The organism is Dongia mobilis, assembly GCF_004363235.1.
Taxonomy (GTDB): Bacteria; Pseudomonadota; Alphaproteobacteria; order Dongiales; family Dongiaceae; genus Dongia; species Dongia mobilis.
The window spans coordinates 36,301-58,456 of sequence record NZ_SNYW01000009.1; the positions used below are offsets into that span (position 1 = coordinate 36,301).

General features: G+C 63.6%; 15 protein-coding genes and 2 tRNA genes. 10 read left to right on the plus strand and 7 right to left on the minus strand.

Annotation, left to right across the window (positions count from 1 at the left end; all coding sequences use genetic code 11):
* Positions 1 to 5: 5 nt before the first annotated feature.
* The 3 genes from A8950_RS11860 to A8950_RS11870 all read right to left on the minus strand — a co-directional run bounded on the left by A8950_RS11860 (position 6) and on the right by A8950_RS11870 (position 3,640).
* Positions 6 to 1,676: a methyl-accepting chemotaxis protein gene (locus A8950_RS11860; RefSeq protein WP_166645136.1), complete on the minus strand. Its 1,671-nt coding sequence runs from the start codon at positions 1,674 to 1,676 to the stop codon at positions 6 to 8.
* Positions 1,677 to 1,849: 173 nt separating this feature from the next.
* Positions 1,850 to 3,259, minus strand: a complete 1,410-nt coding sequence (glnA, locus tag A8950_RS11865; RefSeq protein WP_133613897.1) for a type I glutamate--ammonia ligase — start codon at positions 3,257 to 3,259, stop codon at positions 1,850 to 1,852.
* A 42-nt stretch (positions 3,260 to 3,301) separates the two neighbouring features.
* On the minus strand, positions 3,302 to 3,640 hold the full coding sequence (locus tag A8950_RS11870) for a P-II family nitrogen regulator (RefSeq protein WP_133613898.1): 339 nt from the start codon (positions 3,638 to 3,640) through the stop codon (positions 3,302 to 3,304).
* A gap of 363 nt (positions 3,641 to 4,003) precedes the next feature.
* On the opposite strand from A8950_RS11870, the gene ilvD reads away from it, so the two are divergent.
* Positions 4,004 to 5,851: a dihydroxy-acid dehydratase gene (ilvD, locus tag A8950_RS11875; RefSeq protein WP_133614123.1), complete on the plus strand. Its 1,848-nt coding sequence runs from the start codon at positions 4,004 to 4,006 to the stop codon at positions 5,849 to 5,851.
* 61 nt (positions 5,852 to 5,912) lie between these two features.
* A complete protein-coding gene (locus A8950_RS11880; protein WP_133613899.1) occupies positions 5,913 to 9,029 on the plus strand; it encodes a CHAT domain-containing protein in 3,117 nt (1,038 codons plus the stop codon).
* A gap of 6 nt (positions 9,030 to 9,035) precedes the next feature.
* Here the strand turns inward: A8950_RS11880 and A8950_RS11885 are convergent, their stop codons facing one another.
* Together A8950_RS11885 and A8950_RS11890 are read right to left on the minus strand one after the other, a co-directional pair.
* On the minus strand, positions 9,036 to 12,056 hold the full coding sequence (locus A8950_RS11885; RefSeq protein WP_133613900.1) for a hypothetical protein: 3,021 nt from the start codon (positions 12,054 to 12,056) through the stop codon (positions 9,036 to 9,038).
* A 235-nt stretch (positions 12,057 to 12,291) separates the two neighbouring features.
* Entirely contained in the window at positions 12,292 to 13,476 is a 1,185-nt protein-coding gene (locus A8950_RS11890; RefSeq protein WP_133613901.1) for a pyridoxal phosphate-dependent aminotransferase, read from the minus strand.
* 231 nt (positions 13,477 to 13,707) lie between these two features.
* Here A8950_RS11890 and A8950_RS11895 point away from each other — a divergent pair.
* Positions 13,708 to 13,784: transfer RNA gene (locus A8950_RS11895), tRNA-His, on the plus strand.
* A 614-nt stretch (positions 13,785 to 14,398) separates the two neighbouring features.
* On the opposite strand, the gene A8950_RS11900 is transcribed toward A8950_RS11895, so the two are convergent.
* Together A8950_RS11900 and mce are read right to left on the minus strand one after the other, a co-directional pair.
* Positions 14,399 to 14,659, minus strand: a complete 261-nt coding sequence (locus A8950_RS11900; protein WP_133613902.1) for a DUF1467 family protein — start codon at positions 14,657 to 14,659, stop codon at positions 14,399 to 14,401.
* 27 nt (positions 14,660 to 14,686) lie between these two features.
* Entirely contained in the window at positions 14,687 to 15,091 is a 405-nt protein-coding gene (mce, locus tag A8950_RS11905; RefSeq protein ID WP_133613903.1) for a methylmalonyl-CoA epimerase, read from the minus strand.
* Between the two features lie 311 nt (positions 15,092 to 15,402).
* Between mce and A8950_RS19480 the strand changes: the two genes are divergently transcribed.
* The 7 genes from A8950_RS19480 (at position 15,403) to tig (ending at position 22,096) form a co-directional block, all read left to right on the plus strand.
* Positions 15,403 to 15,564, plus strand: a complete 162-nt coding sequence (locus tag A8950_RS19480; RefSeq protein WP_166645137.1) for a hypothetical protein — start codon at positions 15,403 to 15,405, stop codon at positions 15,562 to 15,564.
* 122 nt (positions 15,565 to 15,686) lie between these two features.
* Positions 15,687 to 16,517: a FecR family protein gene (locus A8950_RS11910; protein ID WP_133613904.1), complete on the plus strand. Its 831-nt coding sequence runs from the start codon at positions 15,687 to 15,689 to the stop codon at positions 16,515 to 16,517.
* 32 nt (positions 16,518 to 16,549) lie between these two features.
* Complete coding sequence (locus A8950_RS11915; protein ID WP_133613905.1) at positions 16,550 to 16,972, plus strand: nuclear transport factor 2 family protein; 423 nt, start codon at positions 16,550 to 16,552, stop codon at positions 16,970 to 16,972.
* A 128-nt stretch (positions 16,973 to 17,100) separates the two neighbouring features.
* Positions 17,101 to 18,723, plus strand: a complete 1,623-nt coding sequence (locus A8950_RS11920) for a tetratricopeptide repeat protein (protein ID WP_166645138.1) — start codon at positions 17,101 to 17,103, stop codon at positions 18,721 to 18,723.
* Between the two features lie 9 nt (positions 18,724 to 18,732).
* The gene (locus A8950_RS11925) at positions 18,733 to 20,286 is read left to right on the plus strand and encodes an NAD(P)H-hydrate dehydratase (RefSeq protein WP_133613907.1); all 1,554 of its coding nucleotides are present in this window, start codon (positions 18,733 to 18,735) and stop codon (positions 20,284 to 20,286) included.
* A 242-nt stretch (positions 20,287 to 20,528) separates the two neighbouring features.
* Positions 20,529 to 20,613: transfer RNA gene (locus A8950_RS11930), tRNA-Leu, on the plus strand.
* A 136-nt stretch (positions 20,614 to 20,749) separates the two neighbouring features.
* On the plus strand, positions 20,750 to 22,096 hold the full coding sequence (gene tig / locus A8950_RS11935) for a trigger factor (protein WP_133613908.1): 1,347 nt from the start codon (positions 20,750 to 20,752) through the stop codon (positions 22,094 to 22,096).
* Positions 22,097 to 22,156 lie beyond the last annotated feature (60 nt).

Sequence of the window (22,156 nt, forward strand, 5' to 3'; positions counted from 1 at the left end):
GCGCCTCATATGGTCCGGATCGTCGCGAGGAACTGCTCGACCTCCTGGCGCAGGTCCTGGGCATCGCGCGACAGCGCATTGCTGGATTCCAGCAACTGGCCGGCCGCGGTGCCGGTTTCGCTTGCGGCGCGGCTGACTGTGGTGATGCGGGTCGACATTTCCTGATTGCTGCCGGCCGCCTGCTCGACGCTGCGGGCGATCTCCTTGGTGGCCGCACTTTGCTGCTCGACGGCAGCGGCGACGCCGCCGGTGATCTGGTTGATCTCGTCGATGGTGCCGGCAATGCTTTCGATGGCGGCTACTGCCGCACCGGATTCATTCTGGATCCCGTTGATCTGCTGCGCGATCTCGTCGGTGGCCTTGCCCGTCTGGGTCGCCAGATTCTTGACTTCGGACGCCACAACGGCGAAGCCCTTGCCGGCTTCGCCGGCGCGTGCTGCCTCGATCGTGGCATTGAGTGCCAGTAGATTGGTCTGGCTGGCAATGTCGGTGATGAGCTGGACTACCGCACCGATACGCTGCGCGGCATCTGCCAGTTGGCGAATCTGCGCGTTTGTGTTGCTTGCCTGGGTCGAGGCTTGGCCGGCGATCTCGCGCGAGCGCCCCATCTGCTGGCCTATCTCGGCAATCGAGGCGGCGAGTTGCTCGGTCGCGGCCGCCACGGCGTTGACATTGCCGGTGGCCGCTTCGGAAGCCTGGTTGACCTGACCGGCCTCGGCTGCCGTGTCCTCGGCAACGCGGGACATGGATTGTGCCGTTCCCTCCACTTGGGCCACGGCGGCAATGACTGATTCCAGACGTGCCGTAACGTGGCGATCGAAGTCGCGGCACAATTGCTCCAGCCGCTGCGTGCGCTCCTCCCGCGCTGCCAGGTCCCGGGATTGGGCGGCCTTCAGTTCTTCGGTCTTGATGGCGTTTTCCTTGAAGACTTGCACGGCCTCAGCCATGCGGCCGACCTCGTCGCCGCGCTGGAGACCGGGAATCTCCACTGCCTGGTCGCCACGGGCGAGGCGCTGCATGGCGTCCACCATGCCAAGTATCGGGCGCGAGATGCCGCCGGCGGTGAGCCAGTTGACGATAATCAAGAGGATCATGGCGATCGCGGATACCGCCAGCAGAACCTGGATCAGGCGGTTGTTCGTTGCGGTGGCGGCGCTGCCGGCGCTGTTGCCGAATTGCTCGATCAACTCGCCGAGCGTTTCCATGCGCTCTTCAAGGTCGGTGAAAGCCGTCATGAAGTGGGGAAAGTCCTCCCGGCCGGCGGTCACGTCGCTGAGGCCCAGCGCGACATTCTCTTGCGCGGCGACGATATAGGCCTCCAGGGCCGGCACGACCTCGTCGACCGCGTTGCGGATTTCAGGTGCCAGGGGAAGGGCCTGCAGGGCAGCGATCGATTGCTCGAAATCGGCGACATGATCGGCAAGGTCGGCGCGGATCGAATCCCGGTCGGCGGCATCGCCGTCCGGTCCGGTCACCAGGGCGAACAAGACGTCGCCGCGCAAGGCGTCGTGCATCATGTCGGCGTGCTTCTGATGAAGGACGGCGGTGGTCGACGTGATCGAGGTTTCGAGGCCGCTGTTGCTGCGCGACATACCGAACAAGCCAACGCCTGCGGTGACGACAATCGCTGCGACCGCAGCCAGACCGGCCAGCAGCAGGCGGGTTTTCAGGGACATTCGGTTGCTCATCGTCGTTCCCCCTCCGATGCCAGCCCGGAATCTTGATCGATGTTAGTGAAAGGAGGGTTAACCCGGCTTGAGCGACCTAGGACGAATATCCTCGATTCTCGACAAAAAAAGGCGGCTGGGTTGCCCCAGCCGCTTCAGTTCGTACTGCCGCAAGGAACTCTTTAAGACGAGTAGTACATCTGGAATTCAACCGGATGCGGTGTGTGCTCGAGGGCGTAGACCTCTTCCCATTTCAGTTCGAGATAGGATTCGATGAAGTCCTTGGTGAAGACGTCGCCCTTGAGCAGGAAGCCGTGGTCCGCCGACAGGGATTCCAGGGCCTCGCGCAGACTGCCGCAGACGGTCGGCACCTGCTTCAGTTCTTCCGGCGGAAGGTCGTAGAGGTTCTTGTCCATCGGATCGCCCGGATGGATCTTGTTGGCGATGCCGTCGAGGCCCGCCATCACCATCGCCGCGAAGGCGAGATAGACGTTGGCTGTCGGATCCGGGAAGCGCACCTCGACGCGCTTGCCCTTCGGGCTCGCCGTATAGGGGATGCGGCAGGAGGCCGAACGGTTGCGAGACGAATAGGCGAGCAGCACGGGCGCTTCGAAGCCGGGGATCAGGCGCTTGTAGCTATTGGTCGACGGGTTGGTGAAGGCATTGAGTGCCTTGGCGTGCTTGATGATGCCGCCGATATAGAACAGGGCCGTTTCCGAAAGGTCGGCATAGCCGTTGCCGGCAAACAGCGGCTGGCCGTTCTTCCAGATCGACTGGTGGACATGCATGCCGGAACCGTTGTCGCCCTTCACCGGCTTGGGCATGAAGGTCGCCGTCTTGCCATAGGCATGGGCGACGTTCTTGACCACGTACTTGTACTTCTGCATCGCATCGGCGCACTGCACGAGCGTGCCGAACTTGACGCCCAGTTCATGCTGCGACGGGGCCACCTCGTGGTGGTGCTTTTCGACTTCGACACCCATGGCTGCAAGGGTGGTCAGCATCTCGGCGCGCAGGTCACCGGCCGAGTCCAGCGGCGCTACCGGGAAGTAGCCGCCCTTCACCTTCATGCGGTGACCGTGATTGCCTTCCTCGAAACGCTTGTCGGTGACATAGGGCGCCTCTTCGGACGTGAACTCGACCGAGGTCTTGTTCATCGACACCTTGTAGCGCACGTCGTCGAACACGAAGAATTCGGCTTCGGGACCGACATAGATGGTGTCGCCGACGCCGGAGCTCTTCACGAAAGCTTCGGCTCGCTTGGCGATCGAGCGCGGATCGCGGCCGTAATTCTGGCCGGTCAGTGGCTCAAGGATGTCGCAATAGATGATGAGCGAGGTCTGCGCGGCAAAGGGATCGAGCACGGCGGTGCTGCAATCCGGGGCCAGCGTCATGTCGCTCTCGTTGATGGCCTTCCAGCCGGCGATCGACGAGCCGTCGAACATGACGCCTTCGGTCAGCAGGTCCTCGTTCACGGTGGAGATGTGGTGGGCGAGGTGGTGCCACTGGCCCAGCGGATCGGTGAAACGGAAGTCGACGTACTTCACGTCGTGTTCCGTGATCAGATCCAGCACTTTCTTGACGTCAGACATGGGTGTTTCCTTGCGTTCTCGGGGTGATGTTTTGGGTTACTTTCAGATGGCGTCGAGGCCACGCTCGCCGGTGCGGATGCGGACCACTTCCTCGATATTGGTGACGAAGATCTTGCCGTCGCCGATGCGCCCGGTCGCCGCCGCCTGACGGATGGCCTCGATGGCGCGCTCGACCAGGGCATCATCCAGCACGACCTCGATCTTCATCTTGGGCAGGAAGTCGACCACATATTCCGCGCCGCGATAAAGCTCGGTGTGGCCCTTCTGGCGACCAAAGCCCTTGGCCTCGGTTACGGTGATGCCTTGTATGCCTACCTCGTGGAGGGCGTCTTTGACTTCATCGAGCTTGAACGGCTTGATGATGGCTTCGATTTTCTTCATGGGGTTCCCCAGTATTTGTTGCCGGTACTCAAATGCCTCGCATCGAGGGTGCCCACGCGCATCAGCAAGGCGCATGCCACTCTTCAACTTGTTGATTTACCTACACTTCAGGTGAGAGCCCCGGTGGTCGTGCTCAAAAAAGCGTCGACACAGCACAAAAAATGGGCAGCGGCCGGATGATGCCGCCATGCATGGGGTGAAACCCCGCCTGGGCTGGCCGCATTGCCCCCTTTCTTGACCGGATTTCCCCTATCCAATAAGAGTTTAGGCCCTGTTTTATGCGAACGGTCCGTTATTTCCGGACGGGATGCCGGAAATATGACCACCAGGCCGGCCTGCGCCGCCGGTACCGAGGAGATCTTGATGCCCGCCTATCGTTCGAGAACCACCACCCATGGCCGCAACATGGCCGGCGCCCGCGGCCTGTGGCGCGCCACCGGCATGAAGGACAGCGATTTCGGCAAGCCGATCATCGCGGTGGTCAACTCCTTCACCCAGTTCGTGCCCGGGCATGTGCATCTCAAGGATCTCGGCCAGATGGTCGCGCGCGAGATCGAGGCAGCAGGCGGGGTCGCCAAGGAATTCAACACCATCGCCGTCGATGACGGCATCGCCATGGGCCATGACGGCATGCTCTATTCGCTGCCTTCGCGCGAACTGATCGCCGACAGCGTCGAATATATGGTCAATGCCCATTGCGCCGACGCCATGGTCTGCATCTCGAACTGCGACAAGATCACGCCCGGTATGCTGATGGCGGCACTGCGCATCAATATTCCGGTGGTCTTCGTCTCCGGCGGCCCGATGGAAGCCGGCAAGGTGGTCCTGAAGGATAAGGAAGTGGCACTCGATCTGGTCGACGCCATGGTCGCCGCAGCCGACGACAAGTTCACCGATGCCGAGGTCGCCACCATCGAGCGGTCCGCCTGTCCGACCTGCGGTTCCTGCTCGGGCATGTTCACGGCCAATTCGATGAATTGCCTGACCGAGGCGCTGGGCCTGTCGCTGCCGGGCAATGGCTCGACACTTGCCACCCATGCCGACCGCAAGAACCTGTTCCTCGAGGCGGGGCGCCTCGTCGTGGACCTCGCCCGCCGCTATTACGAGGAAGAGGATGCCAGCGTCCTGCCGCGCAACATCGCCAATTTCAAGGCGTTCGAGAATGCGATGAGCCTCGACATCGCCATGGGCGGTTCGACCAACACCGTGCTGCATCTGCTGGCGGCGGCCCATGAAGGCGGCGTCAATTTCACCATGGAGGACATCGACCGGCTGTCGCGCAAGGTACCGTGCCTGTGCAAGGTGGCGCCGGCGAAGTCGGACGTGCACATGGAAGACGTGCATCGAGCCGGCGGCATCATGGCGATCCTGGGTGAGCTTGACCGCGCCGGGTTGCTGCATACCGATCTGCCGACGGTCCATAGCCGCTCGATCGGCGATGCCCTGAAGCGCTGGGACATCCGACAGACCAACAGCGAAAGCGTCCAGAAGTTCTTCCTGGCAGCGCCGGGTGGCGTGCCGACCCAGACTGCCTTCAGCCAGGACAAGCGCTGGAAGGAACTCGACCTCGACCGCAAGGCGGGTGTCATCCGCGATACCGAGCATGCCTTCTCGAAGGATGGCGGACTTGCAGTTCTCAAGGGAAACCTCGCCCTCGACGGCTGCATCGTGAAGACCGCCGGCGTCGACGAGAGTATTCACGTCTTCGCCGGCCCGGCGCGGGTCTATGAGAGCCAGGACGATGCGGTTTCCGGCATCCTGCTGGGCGAAGTGAAGGCGGGTGACGTGGTGGTGATCCGCTATGAGGGTCCGCGCGGCGGTCCCGGCATGCAGGAAATGCTCTATCCGACCAGCTATCTGAAATCGAAGGGGCTGGGCAAGGCCTGCGCCCTCATCACCGATGGTCGTTTTTCGGGTGGCACCTCCGGCTTATCGATCGGCCATGTCTCGCCGGAAGCAGGCGAGGGCGGCCTGATCGCGTTGGTCCGCGACGGCGACCGCATAGAGATCGACATCCCCAATCGCGCGATCCGGCTCGCCGTGTCGGATGCGGTGCTGGCGGAGCGGCGGGCGGAGATGGAAGCGCGCGGCGACAAGGCCTGGAAGCCGGCCAGTCGCAAGCGCAACGTTTCGACGGCGCTCAGGGCCTATGCGGCGTTCGCGACCAGTGCCGCTCGTGGCGCCATTCGCGACGTTGACCAGCGACGCTGATCCGCTTGCCGGGGGACAGCAAGCACAACCCAGCGTTTCCGGCGGCCATCGGCTGTCATGAATGGCGCGGCCTGGCGGCCTTGCCGGCATGCTAGCCCATCGCCGACTGGCATCGTTCCTCGCCATTGCGGCGATGGCGCTTTGCCTTGGTTCGGCAGGGCCAGCGCGGGGTGACGACATTGCAGCACCCTCCCTCGACGAAGAAGCGACCCGGCAGGAAGCGGACACCCTGCTCGGTGCCGGTCATCCGGCACAGGCCGCCGGCCTGTTGCGCGATCTCGCGCAGCGCCTCGCCGGAAACGACGAGAAGATCCGGCTGCGCTACGAAGTCGCCCTGCAGCTATCGCGGATATTGCGGCTGGCTGGCGATTTTTCCGGCGCCGAGGGCCCGCTGCTGGATGCCATCGGCCTGCCGGCGGCAGCGGCCGGTGAAGCCGCGGCTTTGGTCTATGCCGAACTCGGCAAGATAGCTCTGGCGCGCGGCGACCTGACGCGCGCCCAGATATCGCTGCTGAAGGCTGGCGCCCTCGCCAGGGCCGTGCCGGGAATTGCGCCGGCCGTCGTGCTTGATATTGAAATCGCCCTGGCGACCGCCGAGATCCGGGCTTTCCGGCTGGAGTCGGCGGGCCAGCGCCTGGAGGCAATCACCCGCGATGCAGCTATTGCCGGCGACCAGCCGATTCTTGCGGCGGAAATCGAAGCCGTGCGGGCGGAGTTCCATTTCCGACAATATCGCTACGCCGAGGCGCTGGGTGCGCTCGAAAATGCCTACCGCCTGACGGTCGCCCATTTCGGGCCGGCGCATCCCGAAACGGCGCGGGCATCGACCTCCTTGGCTGCCGGCCAATTCAACGCCGGTCGCTATAGATCGGCCGAGGCCATGCTGCTGCACGCCATCGGGGTCTACGAGGCCGACAGCGCCTTTTTCGGACCGGCATTGGCGACGGCGCTGGTCAATCTTGGGCAGGTCTACTATGTCACCGGCCGAACCAGCCTTGCCATCGCCGCGTTGTCGCGCGCCGACGATCTGGCGCACCGGAGTTTCGGCGGCCCGAGCCTGGTGGGTGCCGCCGCGCTGCTGCATCGCGGTTACGCGCAATTGCGCGCCGGTTTGCTGGATGCGGCTGCTGCCGATCTCGGCCGGGCCCGGACAGTCTGGCGGAGTGCCGGCACGCTCAACCAGCGAGCAGCGGCGGGTGCTGGCACCTGGCTGGCAGAGGCCTTGCGGCGGCTTGGTGAGTTGGATGCCGCGGCTACAAGCCTGGCGGAGAGCGCGGACGTTCTGGGCGAAATATTCCAGCCGGGCAGCTATCCGCTCAGCGATGTCCTGATCGGGCAGGCGCAGCTTGCATTGGCTGCCGGGCAGCCGGATGCTGCTACAGAACCTGTGCGGCAGGCTGTTGCCATTCGGCAGGGCACGCTCGGGCCGGATCATCTCGCGACGCTGGAAGCACGGGCCGTGCTGATCCAGACACTGGCCGAGGCCGGCCGTTTTGACGAGGCCCTCGGTTCCCTGCGGGAGGATGCCGAACGCCTGCGGGGACGCATTGCGGCAATCCGGGCGGTGCCGTCGGAGAGTGCGCTGGAGGAGATCGCCAGCCTGCGGCGGCTGGTCGAGCGCTATCTGAGATCGATTTCGCTGGCGCTAGAAAACGAGGCGGCACCCAGGGACGATCTCCTGTCGTTGTCACTTGAGCTCGCGCAGTTGTCGCGGGCCTCGGCCGCCGGCACGGCAATCGCCGGCATGAGCCAACGGATCCTGGCGGGCGGGACCGCCGGGGCAGAGGGCTTGCGCCGGTTTCAGGAGGCCGTATTGCGCTGGCAGCTGGCCGCGCGTCAACTGACGGCACGCGTCATTGGCGGCGAGGCGGCAGAGGGGCTGCGCAACGAGGTTGCGGCTCGTGCCGCCGAGGTCGCATCGGCGCAGCGGGCCCTGCTGGCATCGTCGCCGGACGACGGCACCGACCTGATCATGCCGCAACCGCGCCGCCATCCGGAACTCGCCGCGATGCTGGCGCCGGATGAGGCGCTCGTCGCCTACATGTCCTTCGAGGAACAGGCCTATGCCTGGCTCCTGACAGATGGCGATCTGGAGCTGGTCCCGATTGCGGCCGACGCGGCCACCTTGTCGGCGCGGATCGCGGCGTTGCGCGCCACAGTCGACCCGAAGGGTGTCGGCAGTCTTGGCGACATCAAGCCGTTCGAAGTTGCCGCAGCTAGCTGGCTCCATGACACGCTGATCGGACCGCTTGCCATCCCGGACCGGATCAAGCGCCTGATCATCGTCCCCGATGGCACGCTGCAGAGCCTGCCATTTGCGGCAACACTGTCGAAGAAGTCGCAGGCGGCAACGGATTTTGCCGATTACCGGGACATGCCCTGGCTGGTCAAGCGATACCACCTGGCCGTCCTGCCGGAAATCGGCACGCTCGCAGACCTGCGCGGGATTGCCGCCGTCAGTCGCGCGACGCAGCCGTTTCTGGGTATCGGCGACCCGGTCTTCGACATCGGGGGGAACGCCCAATCAGGCGGCGAAACGGAGCCGGCCCTGGCGACGGCACAATTGATCGCCGGCCTCTCGCCCCTGCCGGAATCGCGTGACGAATTGTTGTCGCTGGCGGCAACGCTCGGCGCTCCCGCCGAAGCCGTCGTCGTCGGATCGGCGGCGACCGAACGCAATCTGGCGGCACTGCCTCTGGCCGATTACCGGGTTGTCGCGTTTGCGACCCATGGCCTGATGGCCGGCGATTTCGGGCGGTTGCGGGAACCAGGCCTTGCGCTGACGCCGCCCGCCGATCCGACCGGCGAGAATGACGGCTACCTTACCATCGGCGAAATCGCGCGCCTGCGGCTGGACGCCGATTGGGTGGTGCTGTCGGCCTGCAATACTGCCGCCGATGACGGATCGCCTGGGGCGGAAGGCTTGTCGGGCCTTGCGCGCGCGTTCTTCTTTACCGGCGCCCGCACGCTGCTGGTCTCGCAATGGGAGGTCCTGTCGGTCGCCGCCGTCCAGCTTACCACCGGCGTGTTCGACGCCCGATCGAAGGACCCTCACATCAGCCGTGCCGCGGCATTGCGCCAGTCGATGCTGGCGATGCTGGCCGAAGACCAGCCCGACTATTTCGCCCATCCCATTTTCTGGGCACCGTTCCAGCTGGTGGGCGAGGGTGGCCTCTGACCGCAATCAGATCGGCAGCGCCGGCTGGATCAGGGTCTGGTCGATGGCGACCTGGGCCGTCACATCGCCCGCAGGATAATGGATGGTCACCTGATAGAGACTGAACGGATTGCTGCTCACCGCCGAATTCGTGACAGTCGTCCCCAGGTCCTGCCATTCATGCAGCCCGTCGATTACCGAGCTGGGATCGAGGTAGACGCTGTCCTTGGCATCGCCGGTGATATAGAGCGGCCCTTGAATGCCGTTGTTGACCAGTGTCGAGGCGGCGATCGCAAACGAGTTTGCCGTCCCGTTGGAAAGGTCGATCGCTTCGATGTTCCTTATGAAATCCAGCGATGGCTGGATCATGCCGCCATCGAGAATCTGCAGGGTATCGAAGCCGCCCTTGCCGTCTATATCCATATACTGGTCGACGGACAGCAAATCCGCCACCAGAGCCCGGTCGTCGCCATCAGTGAACGAAGGCAGCAGGGTCGGACGGATCAGATCGACATGCAGGCGCAGCGTGGTGGCACTGCCACCATCCTGGCCGGAATAGACGAAGAAATCTCCGTCCCGCCCCAAGATCTGCCAGTTTCCGTGGTCGGCGAAAGCAATGGTATCAAGCCCTGAATCGCCGATGACCGAAACCTGCTGGTTGGTGCCGGCGAGCTTGCCGGCGGTTTCGACGTCGAGCAGGAGGAAGTCTTGTCGGCCATTGGTTAGGTCGGCGACGTCGAGGTCGCTGCCGGCGTCGCCCGGCAACAGGGTCGGTTGCAGGAGGTCGGTGGCGATGCGCAGGGTTGTGACCTCGCCACCGGCGGCGGTGCCTTCGTAGAGGGAGAAGCCGCTTTCATCGCCTACGAAACGCCAGTTCGGCATATCGAGAAGGTGCAATTTGTCCAGGCCAAAATCGCCGACCAGTGTGATCGCACGATCGGGGCCGGCGAGCCTAGCCGCGTCTACGGCCGTCAGGCCGATCGAATTGCCGAGATTGTTGTCGAGATCGATGACCGACAGGGACAGTTCGACCGTGACCGGCGGCAGCGAAACCCAGCCGTCATGTTGCACAAACCAATGGTCCATGGCGGTTGTAGAGCCCACGATGGGCTGCGCAATACCGACATGCACGACCAGGTACACATTCTGTCCACTGACGGTGGCGCCGTAGACGGCCCCCATTCTGGTTTCGGCAAACGAGTGCACGCCCGTCTGCATCGAGACATAGCCGAGGCCGGTCCACAGCGCTGGATCCAGCAGTTGGACCTGGCCGATACCACCCAGATCGTAAAGCGGAAGATCGCTGCTGGCGAAGCTGACCCCGGCACCGGCGCCAGTCACCCACAGGGTCTTACGCGCATCGGTCATCGTTCCAACGCCGGCTGCCGACAACACAAGTGCGTCGGTTGGCGCGCCAAGGACGAACTGCTCGATATTGCGGTAGGGAACCAGTTCCGGATCTGCGAGATGAAGGGTGCCGAGGGGGATTGGCTGCAATCCGCTGGCCTGGTCGCCGTCGAGCCTGCCGCCGATCTGGTCGTTGCCGGCGCCGCCATCCAGCAAATTGAAGCTGATACCGCCAAGGAAGAACCGGTCGTCATCCGGTGTGCCGACGATCCGGTCGGCGATCGGCTGCGGGGCGGTGGCAATGATGGAAAGCGTAACCTCAGCGCCGTCATGGACCGCCTGATATCGCACATAACCGGGATCTGCCGGGTCTTCGGGCAGACGCTGCCAACTGGCGAGGTCGGCCAGTCGGATATCCGCGGCCGTGCCGTCGATGGTCAGTTGCCCACCCCAACTGTGGATCGAGGCGGCGTCGAGAACAAGTTGCAGGTGGCTCTTGACGATCCGGCCGCTGGCGAAATCGTCGTTGAGATAATCCGAATTGTCGTTTGACTGCGGCAGCAGGACGAGACGTTCGACACCTGTAACATTGCCGAGATCCTGAAGCCGGAAGGCAAAGGTTTCGTTATCGACCACGAAGATCAGGGTATCGTCGCCGTCGCCACCGTCGATCACGGCTGATTGCGGGCCCTGGCTCGTGATCAGGATATCGTCGCCGGCACCACCTGAAAGATGGTTCGCTCCGCCATAGCCGACCAGGATGTCGTTCCCGGCGAATCCAAAGAGAAAGTCTTTGCCTTCCCGTGTGCCGACGATGAAATCATCGAAATGGAAAATGTCGGCGGGGCTCGTTCCTGGCGGCAGGTGATCGGTGAGGTCGTTGCGCCGGTCGGGGGGGGTATCCTCTGCGGGTGTCAGATTGGCCCAGATCGTCCTGCCGCCGGCCGCGGTCAGCCACTCGGTACGCGCTTCGAGATAGGCCCGGTAATCGTCCCGCACAGTGGAAGGTCCAACATATCCGATCTGGGCGAGGCGCAGCGCAAATGCGCCAAGATCCAGTGGCGCTGCCATCGGCAAGAGCCGGTCGAGACCAGGAAACCAGCCATCTGCAACCGGATCCTTCAGATCCTCGAGCCGCACAATGAGGCGGATATCGAAGGCGTTCTGCCAGGTCGGGGCGGCGGCACCGCCTGCGGCGATGGAAATGGTGCCGATCGAAAAAATGCTGAGCGGCAGCGGGCCGGAACCGGATGCGGCGCCGGGGACCGGATTGTTGGTATCGGTGGTGCGGCCCTCGGACCTTGCCGGCGATTGAAAGGCGCCACGCGTCTCGTCCTCCGCCTCGTCCTCGCTTTCCACCGGCGCCGCCGCCTCGTCGATGGATGGATCGACCGGATCGAAGGGCGTCAGGCCGATCCCGGCACTCTCGGGGGGCGGAGCGGGCGCTTCGCCTGCCGCCGTCGCGATATCCGGCGCCGCCAGGAGGAGGTCGGCAATTTCGGCGGAAAGCTGGATGGCGCCGTCCAGCGGGGGCATGCCGTCGCCTATCCCGTCGGGTGCAAAAAAGCCGTCGATGAAGAAGTGTCGGCCATCAGCCAAGCGGAGGACGAGATCGTCGCCGATCTGGTCCGGGATTGCCATGCGCAATGCCGCCAGAAGTTCCGGGTCCAGGTCAGCTGCCGTCAGGGCCGGTCGCGCCATAGTCTTTTCCCCATGGCGCCTGGTTCATAGATCGATCTTTCGTCGATCTCATGCAGACGCCGACAGCCCCGTTCAAGGGTTATGCGTGGGTTGCGGCGTTCGCAAGGGCCTCTCGGCTGATCGGATGGAGTTTTGTTAAAAAGCTACATAAATGTGTGGTGGCGAGCCCAAAACGAAGCGGGGCGCCGATTGGCGCCCCGCTCCCGGTTTTTCGCGGGTGCGAAATTTGCCGCAATCAGGCTGCCTTGCGCTTCTCCAGGAAGCTGCCGATACGCTTGATCGCCTCGCCGATATTCTCGATCGAATTGGCGTAGGAAATGCGCAGATAGCCCTCGCCAAAGGCGCCGAAGCTGGTGCCGGCGATGCTGGCGACACCGGCCTCGTCGAGGAGCGCCACTTCCAGCGCCTTCGACTTGAAGCCGGTGCCCTTGATATTGGGGAAGGCATAGAACGCGCCATAGGGCGTGATGCAGGAGATGCCCGGCAGCTTGTTAAGCTCTGCGACCGTGAAGCGGCGGCGCTCGTCGAAGGCCACCATCATCTTCGCAACCTCGTCCTTCGGGCCGGTGAGGGCGGCAAGGCCCGCCCACTGGGCCGAGGCGTTGACGCAGGAATGCACGTTGATGCACAAGCGCGTCGCCTGCTCGATCAGGCTCTTCGGCCAGACCGAATAACCCATGCGCCAACCGGTCATGGCGTAGGTCTTCGACCAGCCGTCCAGCATGATCAGGCGGTCGGCGATCTCCGGGTATTTGAGGAACGAGGTGTGGATCTTGCCGTCATAAAGCATCTCGGAATAGATCTCGTCCGACATGATGGCAACATTGGGGTGCTTCTCGAGCCCCTTTACCAGCTTGTCGATCTCGTCCTTCTCGACGATACCGCCGGTCGGGTTGGCCGGCGAGTTAACGATGATGAGGCGGGTCTTCGGCGTGATGCGCGACAGCACGTCTTCGGCCTTGAAGCCGAAACCGTTCTCCTCGAGGAGCGGCAGCGGCACCGGCGTGGCACCCGAGAACTTGATGGTCGATTCGTAGATCGGGAAACCCGGGTTCGGATAGATGATCTCGGCACCCGGCTCGCCGAACATCATGATGGCGAAGAACATGGTGACCTTGCCGCCCGGCACGATCAGCACATTGTCGGGATGCACCGTATTGATGCCGTGGCGGCGGTTGAGGTCGTCGGCAACGGCCTGGCGGACTTCAGGAATGCCATTTGCCGGGGTATAGCCGTGATGGCCGTCGCGCAGTGCCTTGATGCCGGCTTCGACGATGTGGGCCGGGGTCTGGAAATCGGGCTGGCCGATCGACAGGGCGACGATGCTGCGGCCCTGGGCGCGCAAGGCATTGGCACGGGCCAGCACCTCGAAGGCGGATTCGGTTCCAAGGCGGCTCATGCCGCTGGCGAGCTGAAGCATAGGTCTATCCCCGGTCAAATGGTTAAGCCGGCGCTGTTTTCCAGCCCGGAACAGGGCCGCAGTTTAGGTCGGAAATGGGCGATTGAGAGGCTCTGCGCGACGGATTGTTATACCTAGGCGACAAGGGGCTTTTCCGTGCCGCTACCGTCCCCGCGTAATCCTTGACGCCGCCCGATGGGTCGTTTACACCGCAGACCGCGCGCCGGCCAGTCTCCGGCAGCGCCCTCGGTGGCGGGTGTAGCTCAATTGGTTAGAGCGCCGGATTGTGATTCCGGAGGTTGCGGATTCAAGTTCCGTCACTCGCCCCATACCCTTACCGGAAATTGTTATGTTGTACGGCTTTAGGCGGGTTTCCGCCTATACTTCGCTATACCGGCAATAGATGGTCACTGGTCATTCGACCGGACACAGGCGACGTTTGCCCCGGGCCATAGACATCATTGGACGCTGGATGCCTGCGTCTCGAGGCCGTGCTCAGCCCGAACTTGGCGCCCTTGTCCAAACTGCTGCCGCCATGACTCCTTGCGATGAAGCAGCCGCCGGGGATGATGCGCATGTTTGGCCGCATTCGAAATCGGTTTCGTTTCTTTCGCTTGAGGCATGACAAAAAACGCCGTCCGTTCAATGTTCTGGGCGCGAAAAAGCCATCGTGACATCATGGCCGAATTTGGTTAGGTTACTGCCCACCAGCAGGGAATCTGCTGGCAAAAAAATGCAAGACCGCACGGTCCAAGTTCTGGGACGACTGGCAACAAGTCTTTTTGTTACGGTGGGGGGGACCTGTTTATTCAGGTCCGAGAGGCAGATCCGATGGATCTGCCTCTTTCCGTTTCTGGCCCCTGCTTTCGGTATCGCCCAGTTGCCGAAGGCAACGCCAGCACATGGCGCGCGCCCGGCCCGGATGGACCGGCGTGGGGTTGCGTCAGCTTGGTCGAGCGACGCCGGCAAGTTCCAGGATGCTTAACCCGAAATATTGCGAGGCAACAAAGAAGGCGCCCCAAACGACGAGCGCGACACCGGTCGTGATCAGGGCCTTGCGGCCCAGATGCGGGTTTGCCGGAGCGCCAGGGTCGTGCCCGGCCTCGTCATTCTCCTGTCGCCTGATACCCCAGGGCAGGACCGCGAACAGAGCCAGCCACCAGATGATGAGAAAGATGAAGAACTGCGTGGCAATGGCGGACATGATTCGGCATTTCCCGGTTGATGTGCGCTAGGCCTGTTCCAGTTCGACCAATGTGCCCAGGAAATCCTTGGGATGGAGGAAGAGGACCGGTTTGTTATGGGCACCGATCTTGGGGTTGCCGTCGCCCAGCACGCGCGCACCCTTGGCCTTCATCTGGTCCCGGGCGGCGAGAATATCGTCAACCTCGTAGCAGACATGGTGAATGCCACCACTCGGGTTGCGTTCGAGATAGCCGGCGATCGGCGACGCCTCGCCTAACGGATGCAGCAACTCGATCTTGGTATTCGGCAGTTCGACAAAGACCACGGTGACACCATGCTTCGGCTGCGGCACCGGGTCGGAGACCTTGGCGCCCAACGTGTCGCGGTAGAGAGAGGCGGCCTGGGCAAGGTCCGGGACGGCAATGGCGACGTGATTGAGGCGGCCGATCATTCAACGAGGTCCTTTCGCGCTTCTTAACCTTGCCGGCTAGCGGGCAGGCGGGTGTCGGCGAGGATGTTGCGGCGCAAAAGAAATTCGGTCAAGGGGCCTGCAAAGGCCGTCAATTGCAGCGCTAGGGAAAAATTAACAAATTGAAATATAATAGAAAACATGCCGCGAGCTCGATTTCGGGCGGTGGTGCGATCTCCAATACGACCACCTGTGCGCCCAGTCACTTCGTTTTTCCAGCGGATGCGCCAAATTCACTTCAGTACGCAATTGCATGGCCCCGGCATCGGGCCGGGCTAGAGGGACCGAAGAGCATGCTTACCCGCTATCGGCATTGGCTGGCGTTGTGGGGGATCGGTTGCATCCTGCTGATGGACCACCTGCCGGAACGGACCCCCGAATTGTTGCTGGCCTCCCTGGCCGGCGAACCGGCGGTCGCCGGCGATTGGGACAGTCTGCCGATCATGTATGAATGACGGTCGCCCGCGCATTCTCTCGGCGCGGCCGTGAGCCCGCATTGAACCGCGCCCGGGGCAAAATCGACTGATCAGTCAGTCAATCATCCGACGAACGACAAGTTCGCATCACAGGATCTGTTATGAAAACGGCCGACTTCTGCTGGCGCCGCATGGCGCCGTTCGCTCTGTTTCTGCCCTTGCTTGCCGTTGCCGCCGGCAGCTTGCCTCCTGCCGACGCCTTGGCACAAGGCAGCCGGCAGATTGGCCAGGTTATCCTGCCGGAATACCGCGGCGCCGTGGCGCGCCCGGAACAAGGCCAGAATTTCCACAGGATCGACTTTCGCGATCCGGTATTCGCGCTGGATACGGTCAGAACCGGGTCGAAAGCGATGACGGCGCTGGAATTCCTTGACCTTACGCGCATCGACATCGGTCCCGGTGCCGAAGTTCGTCTGGACGACTTCGTCTATGATCCCGGCAGCGGCGAAGGAGCCGGCACCGTCAATTTTGCCGTTGGCGCGTTTCGCTATGTCGGCGGCACAATGACCACCGAGGAAAACGTCAGGCTGAACACGCCAACCACGACGATGGTCATCCGCGGCACGGAACTGGTCATCTTCGTCTGGCCGGATGGCAGCACCGAGGTGAACGTGATCTCCGGCGCCGTTGAGGTGAGTGCCTGCCGGTCGGGTGGGGGGCAGTTGCTGATGTCCGGCATGCGCGGGCTGGTCAGGGCGAACTGCGAAATGAGCCGGGCCCCGGTCCGCGCGATGACCGATGATGTCGTTGCCGCCGGTCTGCCGGATGCCGAAGGGGATGAAACCGGGGGTGGAACAGAGCCCGGTGTCGATCGAGATGGCGGCCGGGGCGACGGTACAAGCCGCGGCAGAGGCGGTCAGGGGGGAACAGAAGGCGGCACCGAAGGTGGCGGCGGAAATCAGAACGGTGGCGGTGGCAACATCAAGGGGTAGACTGGGCCCCACCCTGGACCAGGACCCCAGCCATGTCAGATGCGGAGCCGGGCGGGCTGCTTGCCGCCAATGACGCCTTCTATCGTGCCTTCACCACGGGCGATATCAGTGCCATGCAGGCGCTATGGGCGGGAAACGGCCCGGCTTTTTGCTGTCACCCGGGCTGGCCCCCAATTGTTGACCGGGAGCAGGTCCTGAGCAGCTGGCAGGACATCCTCGGCCAGGGCGGGGCCTCTGACATCGTCTTCATGCTGCTGCAATCGGCCGAATGGGGGGAGACCGGCATCGTTTGCGGGATCGAGCTCTTGGGCTCGGCCCAATTTTCGTGCACGAACGTCTTTGTCAGGGCGGGAAGGGATTGGCGCATGGTCCACCACCATGCCGGACCATTGGCGCCAGCGGCCCGACTGAACCTGAGCGGTACGGCCGATCCGGGAAGAAGCGTGCGCCACTGATCCGGATACCGCTGGAAGGCTCGCCGGCAGATTCGCCCTCGGATCCGGAGCCAATGCCCACCACCACGCATGCAGCCGAGCCAGCGGCCGCGTTGCGCCCTGGATCGTCGGGCGTCATATTAACGAACATGAACCGGAGTCGACCTTTCCCGCCACGATCTAGGCTGCTGCATTGCATTCGCATCGCGGTGGTTGGCCTCTGCCTGTCGCTCGCCGCCGGTACGTTCCCTGCGCGGGCCGATTACCGCGCCGGCCTTGACGCCTTCAATGCGGGTGCCTTCGAACAGGCCTACGCAGAATGGCAGAAGGCGGCGCTGGCGGGGGACAAGCGGGCGCAGCATGGCCTTGGCCTGCTGCTGGAAAGCGGCCGCGGGACAAAGCAGGATATTGCCGCCGCCCGCCAATGGTATGAGGCGTCTGCCGAACAGGGCTTTGCGGCTGCAATGAACAATCTGGCCATGATGTATGCTGAGGGCCGTGGCGTCGACAAGGACCAGGGCAAGGCCATTGCCTATTGGCGCCAGGCTGCGGATGGCGGCAACGCGACCGCCCAATACAATTTGGGCGTCCAGTACATGCTTGGCGAGGGTGTCACGCGCGATCCGGCGGAGACTGCCAAGCTGTGGACGGCGGCAGGCAACGGCAACAATGTCCAGGCGCAGTACAATCTTGGCCTGCTCTATGCGCGGGGTGTCGGCGTCGCGGCTGATGACAGGCAGGCTGCCTTTTGGATTGCGAAGGCGGCGGAGGCCGGCCTTGCCGAGGCGCAGATCGACCTTGCCGAACTCTACCGTTCCGGCCGCGGGGTCACGCAGAATCCCGATCAGGCATATTACTGGCTCGAAAAGGCGGCCGCCTCCGGCAATCTGCTGGCCCGCCAGAGGCTGACGGAATTGCCGAAACCCAAGACAACGGTGGCGCGAGAGGCGCAAGACGCTTCTGCGTCCGAAACAGCAGTGCCGGCAGCTCCGGCTGAGGCGGCGCCAGATGACGGTAACGCGGAAGCAGCAGCGGCGGATTCCGAACCCGGCGATCATGGCGATCAATCTGCGGCGGCGGCTTTGGTTCCAGTGGAAGGCGACCTCACCGCCGAACAAGAGACGGCCGATACGGCCCCCGCGACGGACGAAGAAGCGAGCGAGGCGGCCACAGCCACATCGCCGGTACCCGAGGCGGATGGCCAAGCGGCGTCGTCAACGGACGCAGCCGACACCCACGAGCAGGTCGCCGAAACCGATGAGACCGTCGCCGAAGCGACTGGCATGGCCACCGTCGACGTACCGGAAGACGGGCAGGACGGCGCGACGCTGCCGGCGGCCGAATTAGGCGACGCGGCATCCGAGGAAGTCGTCGCCGAGGAGGCAACCGGCACAGAAGACGAGCCGGTTGACGGCGAAGTAGCGGAAGAAGCGGGTGAAGCGGAAGAGGCGATTGAGCCGGAGGGTGTCGTCGCCCTTTTGCCGCTTGGTGAAATCCTGTCGCCAAGGGCCAAGGTCTTCCGTATCTGGCTGGGCGAGCGGAACACGCCGGAATCCGCCCGCAACGAATACAGCAACCTGGTCGGCAAATACCGGCCGATGCTCGACAACCTTGCCTTCGAGATCCGGCCATTCGTGGTGGGGAGCAGCGAGGAGGGACATCACTACCGCATTTATGTCGGCGATTTCCCCGCACTCAAGGATGCCCAGGCCATGTGCGACCGGATCCGGGCACGGTATAGCGAGCAATTCTGCCGCAGCGTGATCAACTGAGCTGTCGCGATGGCCGCGACATCGACAACCGCCAAAGCAGACCCATCCGGCCCCGGCGACCGTGTCCTGACCGCGGCGCAGATGCGTGCCGCCGAACAGCATCTGTTCCAGCATGGTGTCGACAGCTTCGCACTCATGTGCGGAGCCGGGGAAGCTGTTGCCGGCCATGTCGCACGGCATTGGCCAGGCCGGGATGTCGTCGTCCTGTGCGGGCCGGGCAACAATGGCGGCGACGGCTTCATTGCCGCAGAAGCGCTGCGCCGACAGGGGTGCGGGGTGACATTGCTGGCGCTGCGGCCGATCGAGGCCTATCGCGGCGATGCGGCCAGGGCGGCGGCGGGCTGGCAGGGTCAGTGGCTGGCGCTCGACGCCGCCAATCTCGAAACCGCCGTTCAGCCCAACGCGCTTGTGGTCGATGCTCTGTTCGGTATTGGACTGGACCGCAGCCTTGACGGCGCCGCTGCCGCGGCCGTCAATCGCTGTCGGGAAGCGGGTGCGATGGTTGTGGCAGTCGACATGCCAAGCGGCGTCAGTTCGGATACCGGCCTGGTGATGGGTGCAGCGATGCTGGCACGCCAGACCGTAACGTTCGGCTGGCTGAAACCTGGGCATTTGCTGCTGCCTGGGCGGCTTCATGCCGGCGCCTTGGAAGTGGTGCCCCTGGCTTTCGACGAGGCGAGCGGTCGGGCCGGCCAGCAGGCGGGTGGCCCCGATATCCGCTGCAACGGGCCGGCAAGCTGGATTCTTTGCCTGCCCCGACCCGGGGCAATGGACCACAAATACAGCCGAGGCCATGCGCTCGTGATCGGGAGCGCGGCGATGTCGGGCGCCGGGCGGCTCGCCGCCCGCGCAGCGAGGCGGATCGGCGCCGGCATGCTGACCGTGGCGGCGCCGGCTGAGGCTCTGCCGCTCTTCATGGCCGACCAGCCGGGGCTGATTGCACGGCCTCTCGGCCGCCCGGAGGATCTGGTCGAAATCCTCCTGGACAGCAGGATATCGGCGGTTCTGGTCGGTTCCGGCATGACGCCCGATGCCGGCACCCGCGAGGCAGTGCTCAATGCGCTGGCCGGCGGCCGCCCCGTCGTCGTCGATGGTGGTGGCCTGACGGCCTTTGCCGATCGCCCGCAGGACTTGTTCGTGCTCGGCCGGCCTGATGTCGTGCTGACTCCTCACGAGGGGGAATTTGCTCGCCTTTTCCCCGATCTCGGGCCCGAACTGGGCAAGGCTGCCCGGGCGCAGCAGGCGGCGCAACGCTCGGGCGCCACCATCGTGCTGAAGGGAAGTGATACCGTGATTGCCTGCCCCATTCTGCGGCATGATGGTGTGAGCGGGCGCGTCCTGGTCAATCGCGAGGCCTCGCCGCATCTGGCCACGGCCGGTTCCGGCGATGTGCTGGCAGGATTGGTGCTTGGCCTGCTCGCACAGCGCATGCCGGCCTTCGAAGCCGCCGCCGCCGCCGTCTGGTTTCATAGTGAAGCCGGCTTTGCCGCCGGCCCAGGGCTCATCGCCGAGGACCTGCCGGAACAGATCCCCGGAATCCGGCGGTTGATCGCCGAAGTATGATTTTATATTTTAAAAACAATTTATTATACCAATTTATTGAGATTCGTCTGCCGGCCGGCTGGCCGGTCGATGTCCGCCATGCATGCGGGTTTTCCGTGCAGTGCGTCAGTGGCCGGAAGGGGGCTCCTTCGGCAGGTTCCTTTTTCTCTTGTGACGCGGGTTTAGGTGGGTTACATCCCCGGCCCGGACCCGGTACTGCGCCGGGGCCGCGGGCTATGCTTTGGCGGCTCCCTTCGACCTTTGCGGGCGTGGCGAAATTGGTAGACGCGCGGGATTTAGGTTCCCGTGACGCAAGTCGTGTGGGTTCAAATCCCTCCGCCCGCACCAAGTTTCGTCCGTGATCCTGGCGCGATCATGTTTCGCGCAAGATCCTGCCGGCAAGCGGTCGCAGCGAGCGCCGGGACGAGTCCGCCGGCCCCACCAGCGCCGATCGATAAACCTCAAAGTCTGAAAGTGTACAGTCATGCAGGTCACCGAAACCCTGAACCAGGGCCTCAAGCGCGAATACAAGATCGCGATCCCGGCGTCCCAGTTGCGCAGCAAGGTCGACGGCAAGCTGAACGAGCTTGGCCAGAAGCTTCGGATTCCGGGTTTCCGCCCCGGCAAGGTGCCGATGACCCTGCTGAAGCAGCGTTATGAGACGGCAGTGATGGGCGAGGTGCTGGAAGAGAGCGTCCAACAGAGCTCCCAGCAGCTGATGACCGAGCGCAGCCTGCGCCCTGCCAGCCAGCCCAAGGTCGAACTGATCGGCGAGTTCAAGCCGGAGGCCGATCTGGAATTCTCGGTCGCCCTGGAAGTGATTCCCGACATCACCCCGATGGATTTCACCACGATCAGCCTGGAGCGCGTCGTCGTCGAGGTGCCCGACAACGAGGTGGATGACAGCCTCAACCGAATTGCCAAGCGCCAGCGCTCGTCGGAAGCGGCGGCGGATGACTATGTGGCAAAGAATGGCGACATCGCCGTGATCGACTTCGTGGGGTCGATCGGTGGCGTCGAGTTCCAGGGCGGCAAGGCCGACGGTCATTACCTGGAACTGGGCTCCGGCGCCTTCATCCCCGGCTTTGAAGAACAGCTGGTCGGCGTGAAGAAGGGCGACAAGAAAACCGTGAAGGTGACCTTTCCGGCCGAATACGGCAATTCCGACCTTGCCGGCAAGGAAGCTGAGTTCGCCATCACCGTGAACGAGGTTCGCGTACTGAAGGATGTGCCGGTCGACGACGAACTGGCGAAGTCGCTGGGCCTTGCCGACCTCGCCGAGCTGAAGAAGCAGGCGCGCGAGCGCATCGAGCGCGAATACGGCGTGGTTTCCCGCGCCCGCGTAAAGCGCAAGCTGCTTGACGTTCTGGCCGACAAGCACGATTTCACGCTGCCGGAAGTGCTGGTCGAGGCCGAGTTCGGCGCCATCTGGCAACAGATCGAGGCCGACATGAAGGCCGACCGGCTGGATGAGGAGGACAAGGGCAAGTCCGAAGACGATCTCAAGAAGGAATACCGCGAGATCGCCGCGCGCCGCGTGAAGCTTGGATTGCTGTTGTCGGAGGTCGGTCGGCACAACAATATCCAGGTACCGAACGAGGAACTGAGCCGCGCCCTGATCCAGGAGGCGCAGCGCTATCCGGGCCAGCAGCAGCAGGTGATCGAGTACTATCAGCGCTCGCCCGAAGCGCTCAACCAGCTCCGCGCGCCGCTCTACGAGGAGAAGGTGGTCGATTTCATCCTCGAGCGGGCCAAGGTCAATGAGCGCAAGGTTTCGCCCGAGAAGTTCGCCGAGGAGGGCGAGGCGGAACTGAAGGGCCGGCGCGACTGATCAGTCCAGCCGGGTGGCGACCGTTCCGGGCTCATCGCCGGAACGGTTTGCCAGAACCTC

What these genes read in the sequence shown, in the direction of transcription:
- A8950_RS19480 (WP_166645137.1), top strand. Translation starts at nt 15,403, where the DNA reads ATGCTTACCCGCTATCGGCATTGGCTGGCGTTGTGGGGGATCGGTTGC.
- A8950_RS11900 (WP_133613902.1), bottom strand. Translation starts at nt 14,659, where the DNA reads ATGTCCGCCATTGCCACGCAGTTCTTCATCTTTCTCATCATCTGGTGG.
- mce (WP_133613903.1), bottom strand. Translation starts at nt 15,091, where the DNA reads ATGATCGGCCGCCTCAATCACGTCGCCATTGCCGTCCCGGACCTTGCC.
- A8950_RS11920 (WP_166645138.1), top strand. Translation starts at nt 17,101, where the DNA reads ATGAACCGGAGTCGACCTTTCCCGCCACGATCTAGGCTGCTGCATTGC.
- glnA (WP_133613897.1), bottom strand. Translation starts at nt 3,259, where the DNA reads ATGTCTGACGTCAAGAAAGTGCTGGATCTGATCACGGAACACGACGTG.
- tig (WP_133613908.1), top strand. Translation starts at nt 20,750, where the DNA reads ATGCAGGTCACCGAAACCCTGAACCAGGGCCTCAAGCGCGAATACAAG.
- A8950_RS11925 (WP_133613907.1), top strand. Translation starts at nt 18,733, where the DNA reads ATGGCCGCGACATCGACAACCGCCAAAGCAGACCCATCCGGCCCCGGC.
- A8950_RS11870 (WP_133613898.1), bottom strand. Translation starts at nt 3,640, where the DNA reads ATGAAGAAAATCGAAGCCATCATCAAGCCGTTCAAGCTCGATGAAGTC.
- A8950_RS11880 (WP_133613899.1), top strand. Translation starts at nt 5,913, where the DNA reads ATGGCGCGGCCTGGCGGCCTTGCCGGCATGCTAGCCCATCGCCGACTG.
- A8950_RS11890 (WP_133613901.1), bottom strand. Translation starts at nt 13,476, where the DNA reads ATGCTTCAGCTCGCCAGCGGCATGAGCCGCCTTGGAACCGAATCCGCC.
- A8950_RS11885 (WP_133613900.1), bottom strand. Translation starts at nt 12,056, where the DNA reads ATGGCGCGACCGGCCCTGACGGCAGCTGACCTGGACCCGGAACTTCTG.
- A8950_RS11910 (WP_133613904.1), top strand. Translation starts at nt 15,687, where the DNA reads ATGAAAACGGCCGACTTCTGCTGGCGCCGCATGGCGCCGTTCGCTCTG.
- A8950_RS11915 (WP_133613905.1), top strand. Translation starts at nt 16,550, where the DNA reads ATGTCAGATGCGGAGCCGGGCGGGCTGCTTGCCGCCAATGACGCCTTC.
- A8950_RS11860 (WP_166645136.1), bottom strand. Translation starts at nt 1,676, where the DNA reads ATGTCCCTGAAAACCCGCCTGCTGCTGGCCGGTCTGGCTGCGGTCGCA.
- ilvD (WP_133614123.1), top strand. Translation starts at nt 4,004, where the DNA reads ATGCCCGCCTATCGTTCGAGAACCACCACCCATGGCCGCAACATGGCC.